This window comes from Streptomyces sp. NPDC111507 (assembly GCF_055638955.1).
On the sequence record NZ_JBVKBU010000003.1, the window covers coordinates 976173 to 990247 of the forward strand.

Below are 14075 nucleotides of genomic sequence, written 5' to 3' on the forward strand. Positions count from 1 at the left end.
TCCCCCGTAGTCATCGGAGCGCGGGCGGGAGGGGGAGGCGGATCGTGAACGTCGTCGAGCCGGGGCGGCTGGTCACCTCGATGGTGCCGCCGTGTGCACGGACCAGTGAGCGGGCGACCGCGAGGCCCAGCCCGCTGCCGCCGCGGTCGCGGCTGCGGGCCTTGTCGACGCGGTAGAACCGGTCGAAGACCCGCTCCTGGTCCGCGGCCGGGATCCCCGGCCCGGAGTCGCGGACCCGCACGACCGCCGTGCCGGACGAGCCGACGCGCACCGCCTGCCCCGCCCGCGTGGCCGACACCTCCAGGCGCACCTTCGTCCCCGCCGGGGTGTGCATGGCGGCGTTGGTGAGCAGGTTGTCGAGGACCTGACGGATGCGCAGGGGGTCCAGGCGCAGGCGCACCGGGTCGGGGCCGGCCGTCACGGACAGCACGTGCTCCCCTCGCCCGGCGCGGAAGGCGTCCGCGGCCTCCCGCGCCAGTTCCGTCAGGTCCGCGTCCTCCAGCCGCAGCGGTGTCTCCACCTCCGCGGCGTCCAGGCGGGCGAGGAGGAGCAGGTCGTCGAGGAGTACGCCCATCCTGGCGGCCTCGGCGCGCAGCCGGGCCAGGTGCTTCTCGCGTTCCTCGGGCTCGTTGGCGGCGGCGTACTGGAAGAGGTCCGCGTAGCCGCGTACCGACATCAGGGGCGTACGCAGCTCGTGCGAGGCGTCCGCGACGAACCGGCGCAGTCGCTGTTCGGCCTCGGTGCGGACGGCGAGCGCGTCGTCGATGTGCTCCAGCATGGTGTTGAACGCGGTGCGCAGTTCCTCGACCTCGGGTCCACCGCGCCCGCCTCCGGCCCGCACCTCCAGCCCCGCCGAGCCGGTGAGGTTGTGCGAGGTGATGCCGCGGGCGGTGTGGGCCATGTCGCTGAAGGGCTTCAGCCCGCGCCGCAGTACCGTCCGGCCGATCACGACGAGCCCGAGCAGGGCGAGCGCGAAGGTGACGACCTGGACCGTGATCAGCTGCCGCACGGTGGCCTGCATGTCCTGCATGGGCGCCGCGGTGACGAGGACGACGCCGGGTTCGACCTCGCAGGCACGCAGCTTGTACGTGCCCTCCCCCGCGATGTGCGCGGTGCGCAGCAGGTGCGCGTCACCTCCGTCCGGCAACGCCTGGGCGACGGCGGTGAGCTCGGCGGTGTCGGCGGGGACGTCGGCGGGCTTGCGCAGGACCGCCGTACGGCCCTGGACGTCGTACACGGCGGTGAACCAGCCGTAGTAGGGCCGCCGCTGGACGATGCCGTGCGCCTGGGCGTCCTTGGACTGGGTGACCTGGACGAGCTTCATCTGCTCGCCGAGCTGACGTTCCAGGTACTCCTTCATGTACGTCGTCAGGGCCGTGCCGACGACGGCGAACACCACGAGGGACAGCACGCCGATGCCGAGGGCCAGCCGGGTGCCCAGGCGTGTGCGGCGGTAGGCGCCCCGCAGACGGCGCAGCGCACCGCCGGTCCCGGGGCTGCTCACTCGGCGACCTGCCGCACCACGTACCCGACGCCGCGCACGGTGTGGATGAGCGACTCACCGCTGTCGGTCTCGCCGTTGCCGTCGAGCTTGCGGCGCAGCCGGCTGACGACGAGTTCCACCACGTTGGAGCGGCCGCCGAAGCCGTACTCCCACACGTGGTCGAGGATCTGGGCCTTGGTGAGGACGGTCGGTGACTTGCGCATGAGGTAGCGCAGGACCTCGTACTCGGTCGGGGTGAGGGTGAGCAGCCGGTCGGCGCGCCGCACCTCACGGGTGTCCTCGTCCATCGTCAGGTCGGCGACCTGGAGCACGGAGCGCTGGAAGCCGGGACCCGCGGCGCGCCGCAGGACGGTCCGCAGCCTCGCCATGAGCTCTTCCACGGCGAACGGCTTGACGAGGTAGTCGTCGCCGCCTCGGGTCAGGCCCGCGACCCGGTCCGCGACGCCGTCGCGGGCGGTGAGGAAGACGACGGGCACCATCGTCCCGGACTGCCGCAGCCGGTCGAGGACGGCGAACCCGTCGAGCCCGGGCAGCATCAGGTCGAGCACCACGATGTCGGGGTGGAACTCGGCGGCGCGGCGCAGCGCGTCCTCTCCGGAGTACGCGGTCATCGCCTCCCAGCCCTCGTAGCGGGCGACCGTCGCGACGAGGTCGGCTATCGGAGGGTCGTCGTCCACGACCAGGAGGCGCACTTTTTCCACCTGCTCATAGTGCGTGACGTGGCCGCCGACGCCATAGCCGCCGGCGTCTCTGATCCACATCGATAAACACTTGAAAGTTCAGCGACAGGAAAACGACAGCTCCCACCGGGCAGGCTCGGTGTCCCCACACCCGAACGAGGAGCTGCTCTCCGTGACCACTGTCGAACGTGTCCAGCCGCCCCCGACGGCGATACGCCCGAAGGTGGTGGCCCGCACCGGGCTGTACGCCCTGCTGGCCGCGAACGCGGCCGTCGTGACCGTGTTCTTCCTCCGAGCCGGGCCCGGCTCGGACACCCTGATCATGCTCGGCCGGCTGGCGGGCCTGTACGGGGCGCTCCTGATGGCCTTCCAGCTGCTGCTGGTCGCCCGCCTGCCGTGGCTCGATCACCGGATCGGCATGGACCGGCTGACCTCCTGGCACCGCTGGGTCGGCTTCGGCCTGCTGTGGACACTGCTGTCGCACGCGCTGTTCGTCACCCTCGGCTACGCGGGTGCGGCGGCGCGGCCGGCGGACTTCTGGGACGAGTTGGTGGAGCTGGCCACGACGACCGAGGGCGTGCTGCGGGCGATCGTCGCGCTGGCCCTGATCCTCGTGATCGGCGGGGTGTCGGCGCGCTTCGCGCGGCGCCGGCTGGCCTACGAGACCTGGCACTTCATCCACCTCTACACGTATGTGGCGGTGGTGCTGGCCTTCACGCACCAGGTCGCGGTGGGCACCACCTTCACCACCTCGTCCGCGGCCACCGCTTACTGGTGGGGCCTGTGGGGCGGGGCGCTCGGCTCGGTGTTCCTGGGCCGGGTGGTCCTGCCGGTGTGGCGGAACCTGCGCCACCAGCTGCGGGTCTCGGCCGTCGTCCCCGAGTCCGACGACGTCGTCTCGATCTACGTCACCGGACGCGACCTCGACCTGCTGCCCGCGCGGGCGGGGCAGTTCTTCCTGTGGCGGTTTTTGACCAAGGACCGCTGGTGGCAGGCGAACCCGTTCTCCCTGTCGGCCGCCCCGGACGGCAACCGGCTGCGGCTGACCGCGAAGACGGCCGGCGAGGGCACCGCGGCCCTGCGGCACCTGAAGGTGGGCACGCGGGTCTTCGCCGAGGGCCCCTACGGCGCCTTCACCACCCTGCACCGCACCCGCTCGGAGACCCTGCTCGTCGCGGGCGGCGTGGGCATCACCCCGATCCGGGCCCTGCTGGAGGACCTGCACGACCATGTCGTGCTCATCTACCGGGTGGCCACGGACCGGGACGCGGTGCTCCTCGACGAGCTCCGGGAGCTCGCGTACGCCAAGGGCGCCGAGCTGCACGTGGTGACCGGACCGGCCACGCCGGACAAGCTGGCGCCGCGCGAGCTCGCGCGGCTCGTGCCGGACGTCGCCGAACGGGACGTCTTCGTGTGCGGGCCGCCCGCCATGACGAGCGCGGTGCTGCGCACCCTGCGCGACCTGGGCGTGCCCAAGCCGCAGATCCACTTCGAGCGTTTCAGCCTGGCGGGATGAGAGAGACACCGTGAAACGAGCACTGCCTGTAGTGGCCCTGTCCATCGCCGGTCTGATCCCGCTGTGGCGCTACGCGCCGTCGAGCGGTACGACGACGACCACCGAGGTCGCCGCGCCCGCCTCGACTCCGTCTTCCTCTTCTTCTTCGGCACCTTCCCCGTCCACGTCGTCCGCGTCGCCCGCGGCCTCGCAGGTCGTCCAGGGTTCCACCGTCAACACCTCCAAGGGCGCCGTGCAGGTGGAGGTGACCTTCGAGGGCGACAAGATCAGTTCGGTGCGGATGCTCCAGCAGCCGAACCACCCGCAGACCACGGCGGCCGTGCCGAAGCTGATCCAGGAGACACTCCAGGCACAGAGCGCCGACATCGACTCGGTGTCCGGCGCCACGATCACCAGCGACGGATACGTCACCTCGCTGCAGGCCGCCCTCGACGCGAAGGGATAGCGGGATGCGGCGCGTCGAACACGTCATGGGGTTCCCGGTCTCGCTGCGGATCGACGACGAGAGCGCGTCCGAGGAGACCGCGGACCCCGTGTTCGCGTGGCTGCGCGAGGTCGACGCCCGCTTCAGCCCGTTCCGTGCGGACAGCGAGGTGTCCCGGCTCGACCGGGGTGAGCTCACCCCCCACGAGCTCAGCCCGGACCTGACCGAGGTCCTCGGCCTGTGCGAGGAGTACCGGGTCGCGACCGGCGGCGCGTTCGACGTGCGGCTGCCCGGCCGCGGCCTGGATCCCTGCGCGATGGTGAAGGGCTGGTCGGTGCAGCGGGCCGCCGACCTCCTCAGCGGTCGGGGGACTTCCCGGTTCTGTCTGAACGCCGGTGGTGACGTGGTGGCCGCGGGCGGTCCCTGGCGGGTGGGCGTACGCCATCCCGAGCGGGCCGACCGGCTGTGCACGGTGCTGGAGATCACCGACGGCGCGGTCGCGACCTCCGCGCGCTACGAACGCGGGGACCACATCCTCGACGGGCGCACCGGCCGCCCGGCCACCGGGCTGCTCAGCGTCACCGTCGTGGCGCCGTCACTGACCGAGGCGGACGCGACGGCGACGGCGGCGTTCGCGATGGGCGCGGAGGGCGTCGAGTGGGCCGCGTCGCGCGAGGGGTGCGAGGTGTTCGCGGTCGACGCCGAGCGCAGGGTCCTGCGCACGGCGGGGCTTCCTGTGGCCGGATGACCACCCCTGTGCGGCCGGGCGAGCCCCAAGTCCCCTGGGGGCGACCGGACTCGAAGCATGTCGGCGGACTCGAAACATGTCGGAAGCATTGACGTGTCCCTGCCTGAAACGTAACTTCTGGTCGAACCTCCGCACAGTGTTCGCAATTTCGAACACTCTCGGCCGCCAAAGGGGACCCGCCGTGTTCCGCACCCGCTCTTGGTTCGTCCTGGGGGCAGCACTGCTGGCCCTGTTCGCGTCGCTGCTCACCCAGCCCGGCGCGCCCGCCGCCGCGGCCGCCGGGCAGCCGTACACCAACCCCGTCAAGTCCCAGAAGGGCGCGGACCCCTGGCTGGAGTACTACAACGGCGACTACTACCTGGTCACCACGACGTTCACCAACGAGCTGACCATGCGCAGGTCGCCGACGCTCGCCGGGCTCGCCACCGCCCCCAGCGTCCAGATCTGGTCGGACACCACCGCCGGCCGCAACGCCAACATCTGGGCTCCGGAGATCCACTTCTTCGACGGCCACTGGTACCTGTACTACTCCGCCGCGAACAGCGGAGCCGCCTGCTGCGACACCCAGCGCACCCACGTCCTGCAGAGCGCGGGCACCGACCCGCTCGGCCCGTACACGTACAAGAACAGCCTCACCGGCTCCAACCTCGACCCCGGCGGCTGGCTGATCGACGCCAGCGTCCTCACGCACGACGGCAAGCTGTACCTGGTGGGCAGCGGCTCCGTCGGCGGCAGCAAGCAGAGCCTGGTCATCGCCCCGATGAGCAACCCGTACACACTGAGCAGTTCGGCCTTCACCGTCATCTCCAGCCCGACGCTCGGCTGGGAGACCTCCGGCGCCCCGGTCAACGAGGGCCCCGAGCCGCTCTACCACGACGGCCGGACCTTCCTCACCTTCTCCGCCAGCTACTGCCAGACCGCCGACTACAAACTCGGCCAACTCGAACTGACCGGCGGCGACCCGCTCAACCCCGCCTCCTGGACGAAGAAGCAGACCCCGGTGTTCCAGCGCGATGACGCGGCCGGCGTCTACGGCCCCGGCCACAACGGGTTCTTCACCTCCCCCGACGGCACCGAGAACTGGATCGTCTACCACGCCAACAGCTCATCGAGCGGCGGCTGCGGCAACGGCCGTACGACCCGGGCGCAGAAGTTCACCTGGAACGCGGACGGCACGCCGGACTTCGGCACCCCGGTCGCGACCGGCACCACCCTCGCGGGCCCCTCGGGCGAGAGCGCGACGACCCCGACGGCGTACACGATCGTCAACCGCAACAGCGGCAAGTGCCTGGACGTCGAGGGCGGCAACGCCGCGGACGGCACCAACATCCTCCAGTGGACCTGCAACGGCGGCGCCAACCAGAAGTGGCGGATCGAGGACCAGGGCAATGACACCAGCCGGCTGGTCAATGCCGCCACCGGCAAGGTCATGGACACCGCCGACTGCTCCACCGCCGACGGGGCGGACCTGCGCCAGTGGTCGTGGCTGAACAACAACTGCCAGAAGTTCCGGCTGGTTTACACCGGCGGCGACTCCGTGCGGATCACCAACGCCAACAGCGGCAAGGTCGCCGACGTGGCGGGCTGCGGTGCCGGCGACGGCGTCGACGTACGCCAGTGGACCTGGCTCGGCAACACCTGCCAGCAGTGGCAGCTCAAGCCCACCGTCTGACATCCGCCCCAGGAGAAACCAGGATCATGAGACGCCTTCTCGGCCGCCTGCTGACCGCGGTCCTCGCCACGCTGACCCTGCTGGCCTTCGGCACACCGGCCCACGCACTCGCCCCCGCCTCGCCCGCCGTGACCTTCACCAACCCGCTCGCCGAACAGCGCGCCGACCCTCAGATCTACCAACACACCGACGGCTACTACTACTTCACCGCGACCGTCCCGGCGTACGACAGGATCGTGCTGCGCCGGGCCACCACCCTCCAGGGTCTGAACACCGCCCCGGAGACGACGATCTGGACCAAGCACGCCTCCGGGGTGATGGGCGCGCACATCTGGGCGCCGGAGATCCACTTCATCGACGGCAAGTGGTACGTCTACTTCGCCGCCGGGTCGACCAGCGACGTGTGGGCGATCCGGATGTACGTCCTGGAGAGCGACGCCGCGAACCCGCTGACCGGCACCTGGACGGAGAAGGGCCAGATCTCGACCCCGGTCTCCTCCTTCTCCCTCGACGCCACCACCTTCACCGTGAACGGCGTGCGCTATCTCGCCTGGGCGCAGCGCAATCCGTCCGAGGACAACAACACCAGTCTGTTCCTCGCGAAGCTGGCCAACCCCTGGACGATCCAGGGCACTCCGGTCGAGATCTCCCAGCCCACGCTGTCCTGGGAGACCGTCGGGTACAAGGTCAACGAGGGCCCGGCGGTCATCCAGCACGGCGGCAAGGTCTTCATGACCTACTCCGCCAGCGCGACCGACGCCAACTACTGCCTGGGCATGCTGACCGCGTCCGCCTCCGCCGATCTGCTCGACGCGGCCTCCTGGAGCAAGGGGTCCTCACCGGTGTTCCGGAGCAGCGCCGCGACCTCGCAGTACGGGCCGGGCCACAACTCGTTCACGGTCTCCGAGGACGGCACGTCGGACATCCTCGTCTACCACGACCGCAACTACAGGGACATCAGCGGCGACCCCCTGAACGACCCCAACCGCCGTACCCGCCTGCAGAAGATCTACTGGAAGGCCGACGGCACTCCCGACTTCGGCATCCCGGTCGCCGACGGTGTCACGCCGGTCCGCTTCTCCTCGTACAACTTCCCGGACCGCTACATCCGCCACTGGGACTTCCGCGCCAAGATCGAGCCGAACGTCACCAACCTGGCCGACTCGCAGTTCCGGGTGGTGAGCGGGCTCGCCGGGACCGGGACCGTCTCCCTCGAATCGGCCAACTACCCGGGCTACTACCTCCACCAGAAGAACAACGAGGTCTGGGTGGAGAAGGACGACGGCACCACCGCCTTCAGGAACGACGCCACCTTCTACCGGAGGGCGGGCCTCGCCGACACGGCCTCCGGTGTCTCGTTCGAGTCGTACAGCGGCGCCGGCCGCTACCTCCGGCACTACGACTACCTGCTGTACACCCAGCCCGCCGACACGGCGCTCGCCAGGGCGGACGCGACGTTCTACGCCGAGTGACCCACCCCGGCACCTTTGGATCCAGCCACAGCCCGGCCGCTCCCGCGGCCGGACTGTGCTGTTGAAACGAGCCAACTTACCAGCGAGTACGAATCGTGGCCATTCATCCTCAAGTGCCGAAAATCCCACCCTTCCACCCCACGTGAATTTTGATTATGAAGAGGGGAACTAATAAAAGTTTCAATTTACAGCGGGGGAAACAGTTCGTTTCCGCAAGATCGAAGTGGACCCCGCGTTCGACACTGCGTCAGCAGGCATTGCCGCAGGCCGAATCGAGGTCGCGGAGGCCACCGACCAGCGGTCACCGACCCGCTCAACTCTCCGGAACAAGGCCTCTGTTGCCAGCCCGCACCTGGCTCGGCAACGGCTGTGTCGACCGTGTTACGTCCGGTAATGGCAGCCTCCTTGAGAGTTTGACTTTCACGGTGATGCGCAATAAGCATGAGCGTGCTTCGCATCGGCTGTCGGCTTGTTGTGAAGCGCAAGCGCTCTCCGCTCTCCCCCACCAATCCTCACCCTCGTGCGATTTGGAGCGTTCGCGTGCCTGTGTCGAAGTTCGATACTTCCGGCCTGTTTGCCGTAGAGGACATCGTCATCGCCCTGAACCCGTTCGCCGTCCCCTCGGCACGGGTCACGGCGGCCGCCGTACGGGCGGGCGGTCTCGGGGTGCTCGACCTCACCGCGGGTGGCCGCCGGGCGGCAGCGGAACTCGCGCTGTCCGAGGAATGGTCGGCGGCCGGTTTCGGCGTACGGCTGTGCGACAACGATGCCTTTCCGGCGCGGGACCTCCCCGCCTGCGTCCACACCGTCCTGCTGACCTCCGACGCCTCCTGCACGCCCGCCGACTTCCCCAGCCACCGTGTACTCGTCGAGGTGACCGGCCGCGCCCAGGCGTTACGGGCCGCCGCGGCCGGGGCACACGGGCTGATCGCCCGGGGCCACGAGGCGGGAGGTCCCGTGGGCGAACTCAGCACCTTCGTCCTGCTCCAACAGCTCCTCAGCGACGACGAGTTGGACCTGCCGGTCTGGGCCTGCGGCGGCGCGGGCCCGCACACCGCGGCGGCCGTCGTCGCGGGCGGCGGGGCCGGTGTCGTCCTGGACACCCAGCTCGCCCTGCTCGCCGAGGCCGAGGCCGAACTGCCCGCCGGGACCGCCGCGCTGCTCGCCGGGCTCGACGGCTCCGAGACCACCGTGGAGGACGGCCGCCGAGTCGTACGGCGCCGGGGCGCCCAGGAGGGCACGCCCGCCCCCGAGGTCGGTCAGGACGGCTTCCTCGCCGCCCGTTTCCAGGAGCGCTGGGGCACCGTGCACGCGGCGGTACGGGGCGTACGGGACGCCGTCCTCGACGCGTTGAAGAGCGCGGGTCCCGGTCTCGACCCTACGAAGAGCGCGGGTGCCTCGCTCGGCCCCGACGGCTCGGGCAGTCGCCCGTTCGGGAGCGAACTGCCCGTCGCCCAGGGGCCGATGACCCGGGTGAGCGACCAGGCCGCGTTCGCCGCCGCGGTGAGCGGCCACGGCGGGCTGCCCTTCATCGCGCTCGCGCTGTCCGGCGCCGATCAGACCCGCGCCGTACTGGAGCAGACCAGGGACGCGCTCGGCGAGGCGCCCTGGGGCGTCGGCGTCCTCGGCTTCGCCGCCGAGGAGATCAAGGCCGCCCAACTGGAGGTCGTACGGGAGATCCGCCCGTCCCACGCGATCATCGCGGGCGGGCGTCCCGCACAGGCCGCCGCGCTGGAGGAGGTGGGCATCTCCACCTTCCTGCACGTGCCGTCGCCGGGGCTGCTGAAGCAGTTCCTGGCAGCGGGCGCGCGCAAGTTCGTCTTCGAGGGCGCCGAGTGCGGCGGCCATGTCGGGCCGCGGGGCAGCTTCCCGCTGTGGGAGGCGCAGCTCGGCGTGCTCGACGACTTCCTGGCGGGCGCGAAGAACGGCACCGCCGGCGAACTCCAACTGTTCTTCGCGGGCGGGGTGCACGACGAACGCTCCGCCGCCATGGTCACCGCGCTCGCCGCGCCGCTGAGCGCGCGGGGCGCCGCCGTGGGCGTGCTGATGGGCACGGCATACCTGTTCACCGAGGAGGCCGTGAGCGCGGGCGCGGTGCTGCCCCTGTTCCAGCGACAGGTGATCGACGCCGAGCGCACCGACCTCCTGGAGACCGCCCCCGGACACGCCACCCGCTGTGTCCACAGCCCCTTCACCGACGAGTTCGCCGCGGTCAAGGAGGACCTGGCCGCCCGCGGGACACCCGGCCGCGAGGCCTGGGAGCAGCTGGAGCGGCTCAACGTGGGGCGGCTGCGGCTGGCCGGCAAGGGCATCGAGCGGGTCGACGGCAGGCTGAGAGCGGTCGGCGAGGACAGACAACTCGCCGAGGGCATGTTCATGGCCGGTGAGGTCGCCGTGCTGCGCTCCGCCGTCACCACCGTCGCCGAGCTGCACGCCTCGGTCACCAGCGGCGCGGCCGGCTTCCTGGCGGCGCGGCGGCAGGCCCTCGGCATCGGGGAACCCGCCGCCGAGCCCTCCCCCGAACCGCTGGACATCGCGATCGTCGGCATGGCCTGCATGTTCCCCGGCGCCCCCGACCTCGCCACCTTCTGGGCGAACGTGCTGGCGGGCGAGGACGCCGTCACCGAGGTGCCCGCGACCCGGTGGGACGCCGAGCTCTACCACGACCCGCGGGGGGCCGGCGAGAAGACCCCGTCGCGCTGGGGCGGCTTCCTGCCCGAGATCCCCTTCGAGCCGCTGCGGTACGGCATCCCGCCCGCCTCGCTGCCCGCCATCGAGCCGGTGCAGCTGCTCGCCCTGGAGGCGGCGCGCCGTGCCCTGGAGGACTCCGGCTACGGCAGCCGCTCCTTCGACCGGGCCCGCGCGTCGGTCGTGTTCGGCGCGGAGGCGGGCAGCGACCTCTCCCACGCGATGACCCTGCGCTCCGTCCTGCCCGCCTACCTGGGCAGCCTGCCGCCCGCGCTGGACGAACGGCTGCCCAAGCTCACCGAGGACTCCTTCCCCGGCATCCTCGCCAACGTCATCGCGGGCCGGATCGCCAACCGCCTCGACCTCGGCGGCGCCAACTACACCGTGGACGCCGCCTGCGCCTCCTCCCTCACCGCCGTCGACGTGGCGTGCAAGGAGCTGGCGAGCGGGACGAGCGACCTGGTGCTGTGCGGCGGCGCCGACCTGCACAACGGCATCAACGACTACCTGCTCTTCGCCTCCGCGCACGCCCTCTCGCCCTCCGGCCGCTCCGCGCCCTTCGACAGCGCGGCCGACGGCATCGCGCTCGGCGAGGGCGTCGGCTGTGTCGTCCTCAAGCGGCTCGCGGACGCCGAGCGGGACGGCGACCGGGTGTACGCGGTGATCAAGGGTGTCGGCAGCGCCAGTGACGGCCGGGCGCTCGGCCTGACCGCGCCCCGGCCAGAGGGCCAGTACAACGCGCTGACCCGGGCCTACCGCAACGCGGGCATCTCGCCCGCCGAGGTCGGGCTCGTCGAGGCGCACGGCACCGGCACCGTCGTCGGTGACCGCACCGAACTCGGTTCCCTCACCCGGGTGTTCGAGGAGGCCGGGGCTCCGCCCGGCGCGTGCGCGCTCGGCTCGGTCAAGTCGCAGATCGGGCACACCAAGTGTGCGGCCGGACTCGCCGGACTGATCAAGACCTCGCTCGCCCTGCACACCGGTGTGAAGCCGCCGACCCTGCACCTGACCGAGCCGAACCCGGCCTGGGACGCGCAGAGCAGCCCGTTCGCCTTCCACACCGAGGCCCGCCCCTGGTCCGCCGCCCCGGCCGAACGGGTGGCCGGGGTCAGCGCCTTCGGCTTCGGCGGCACCAACTTCCACGTCGTCCTGCGGGCCTACGAGGACGGGCCGCCGCCGGTCACCTCGGCTCAGCACTGGCCCGCCGAGCTCTTCACGTTCCGGGGCGCGGACCGGGCGGCGGCGGTACGGTCCGCCTCCGAACTGCTCGCCCTCGTGGAGGCGGATCCCGGACCGTACGAGCCGTGGCGGCTGCGGGACTTCGCGCTCGCCGCGTCCCGGCGCGCGGAGGCCGCCACCACCCGGAGCACCGCGAGCACGGCAAGCACCGCCAGCGCGGCAAGCGCCACGAGCATCCGTGGCGCCCGGATCTGGATCGCCCTCGTCGCCGGGTCGACCGAGGAGCTGACGGCGCTGCTGCGCCGCGCGGTCGCCGGTGAACACGCCCCGAAGGAAGGCCTGTTCGCTGCCGCCGAGGACGAGACGGGCGACGTGGCCCTGCTCTTCCCCGGGCAGGGCAGCCAGCGCCCCGGGATGTTCGCCGAACTCTTCGTCGCCTTCCCCGAACTCCAGCGCCACCTGCGGCTCGACGAGGCGACGGCCCGTGTCCTCTTCCCGCCGGCCGCCTTCGACGAGACGGGCCGCAAGGAGCAGCAGGCGCGCATCACCGACACCACCGTCGCGCAGCCCGCGCTCGGCCTGACCGGGCTCGCCGCGTTCCAGCTCCTGACCAGGGCGGGAGTGCGCCCGGCGATGGCCGCGGGCCACAGCTACGGAGAGCTGGCCGCGCTGGCCGCGGCGGGCGCCCTCACCCCCGACGCGCTGCTGCGCACCAGTCGCGAACGCGCCGCCGCCATCCTGCGCGCCACCGGCGAGGGAGACCCTGGCACCATGGCCGCCGTCGCCGCGGGCGAGCCGGAGGTCGCGGCGGCCCTCACCGCCGCGGGCCTGGCCGGCCCGGTGGTGACGGCGAACCGCAACTCGCCGCGTCAGACGGTGATTTCGGGTCCCACCGAGGACGTCCTCACCGCCGTGGAACGACTGCGCGCCCAGGGGCTCGGCGCCCAGCGCATCCCGGTCGCCTGCGCGTTCCACAGCCCGCTGGTCGCGGCGGCGGGCGAGACCTTCGCCGAGGTGCTCGCCGAAGTCCCGTTCGCCTCCACCGACTTCCCGGTCTGGTCGAACCGTACGGCCACCCGCTACCCGCGGGGCCCCGAGGAGATCCGGGCCGAACTCGCCGCGCAGATCGGCTCCCCGGTCCGGTTCGCCGAGCAGATCGAGGCGATGTACGAGGCCGGGGCCCGGGTCTTCGTCGAGGCCGGACCCGGCTCGGTGCTGACCCGGCTGGTGGGTGCGGTCCTCGGCGACCGGCCGCACCGCACGGTCGCCCTGGAGGACGGCCGACGTGCCGGTCTCGCCGGGTTCCTCGCCGCGCTCGCCCAACTGGCCGTCGCCGGTGCGGACATCAGGACGGCGTGGCTCTTCCAGGGCCGGGACGCGGTCCCCGCCGACGCCCGCGCCCCGCGTCCCCGGCGCGCCGCGTGGACGGTCGACGGCCATCTGATCCGTACGGCGGACGGCGCGATCCCCGCCGCCGCACTCCACCCCGCCGAGCGTGTCCCGGAGGCCCTCGTGACCCACAGCAGCCCGGTCGGACCGGTGGCGGCGGCCACCGGATCCGAGGCCCTGATCAGCGAGTTCCTGCGCACGAGCCGGGAGATGATCGCGGCGCAGCGGGATGTGATGCTGGGATACCTGGGAGCGGATCCGGGGATACGTCCCGCGGCCCCCGCGCCGATCACGTACGCCGATGCCCCGGTCACCGTGACCGCGCTGCCCGCCGCCGCGCCGGTCGCGGTGGCCGTACCGGCAAGCGGCTCGGTGCTGTCGGTCGTGCTCGAGGTGATCGGCGAGCGCACCGGCTACCCCGTCGACATGATCGAACCCGACCTCGACCTCGAAGCCGACCTCAGCGTCGACTCCATCAAGAGAGCCGAGATAGCCGGCGAACTCGCCACCCGCCTCGGCCTCACCGCCACCGGCGACACCGACATCGAGGAACTGACCAAGGCCCGCACCGCCGCGACCATCGCCGCGCTGGTCGAGCGGGTGACCGGCTCGGGTGCCACCCCGGCGCCCGTTTCCGCCCCCGCCGCAGGGACCGCCCCGACCGCCGAATCCGTCCTCGCCGTCGTCCTCGACGTGATCGGCGAACGTACCGGCTACCCCGTCGACATGATCGAACCCGACCTCGACCTCGAAGCCGACCTCAGCGTCGACTCCATCAAGAGAGCCGAGATAGCCGGCGAACT

8 protein-coding genes are annotated in these 14075 nt (G+C 71.7%); 6 read left to right on the plus strand and 2 right to left on the minus strand.

Annotated features, from left to right (window positions below; all coding sequences use genetic code 11):
• Positions 1 to 10: 10 nt before the first annotated feature.
• Both ACZ7M2_RS17045 and ACZ7M2_RS17050 read right to left on the minus strand, forming a co-directional pair.
• Positions 11 to 1504 carry a sensor histidine kinase gene (locus ACZ7M2_RS17045; protein WP_471595900.1) on the minus strand — a complete coding sequence of 498 codons (1494 nt, stop codon included), beginning with the start codon at positions 1502 to 1504 and terminating at the stop codon, positions 11 to 13.
• Positions 1501 to 2205: a response regulator transcription factor gene (locus ACZ7M2_RS17050; protein WP_190171588.1), complete on the minus strand. Its 705-nt coding sequence runs from the start codon at positions 2203 to 2205 to the stop codon at positions 1501 to 1503. The genes ACZ7M2_RS17045 and ACZ7M2_RS17050 overlap by 4 nt, the downstream gene beginning before the upstream one ends.
• Before the next feature lie 151 nt (positions 2206 to 2356).
• Here ACZ7M2_RS17050 and ACZ7M2_RS17055 point away from each other — a divergent pair, with 151 nt between their 5' ends.
• The 6 genes from ACZ7M2_RS17055 to ACZ7M2_RS17080 all read left to right on the plus strand — a co-directional run.
• Entirely contained in the window at positions 2357 to 3700 is a 1344-nt protein-coding gene (locus ACZ7M2_RS17055) for a ferredoxin reductase family protein (protein ID WP_471595901.1), read from the plus strand.
• 10 nt (positions 3701 to 3710) lie between these two features.
• Positions 3711 to 4145, plus strand: coding sequence for an FMN-binding protein (locus tag ACZ7M2_RS17060; RefSeq protein ID WP_471595902.1), 435 nt, complete (start codon positions 3711 to 3713; stop codon positions 4143 to 4145).
• Between the two features lie 4 nt (positions 4146 to 4149).
• The gene (locus tag ACZ7M2_RS17065) at positions 4150 to 4872 is read left to right on the plus strand and encodes an FAD:protein FMN transferase (protein ID WP_471595903.1); all 723 of its coding nucleotides are present in this window, start codon (positions 4150 to 4152) and stop codon (positions 4870 to 4872) included.
• Positions 4873 to 5053: 181 nt separating this feature from the next.
• Positions 5054 to 6544 (plus strand): family 43 glycosylhydrolase, encoded by a 1491-nt coding sequence (locus ACZ7M2_RS17070; RefSeq protein ID WP_471595904.1) that lies wholly within the window; start codon positions 5054 to 5056, stop codon positions 6542 to 6544.
• A gap of 26 nt (positions 6545 to 6570) precedes the next feature.
• Positions 6571 to 8016, plus strand: coding sequence for a family 43 glycosylhydrolase (locus ACZ7M2_RS17075; RefSeq protein ID WP_471595905.1), 1446 nt, complete (start codon positions 6571 to 6573; stop codon positions 8014 to 8016).
• A 540-nt stretch (positions 8017 to 8556) separates the two neighbouring features.
• Positions 8557 to 14075 (plus strand): beta-ketoacyl synthase N-terminal-like domain-containing protein (locus ACZ7M2_RS17080; protein ID WP_471595906.1); only part of this gene is annotated, 5519 nt, incomplete at its 3' end.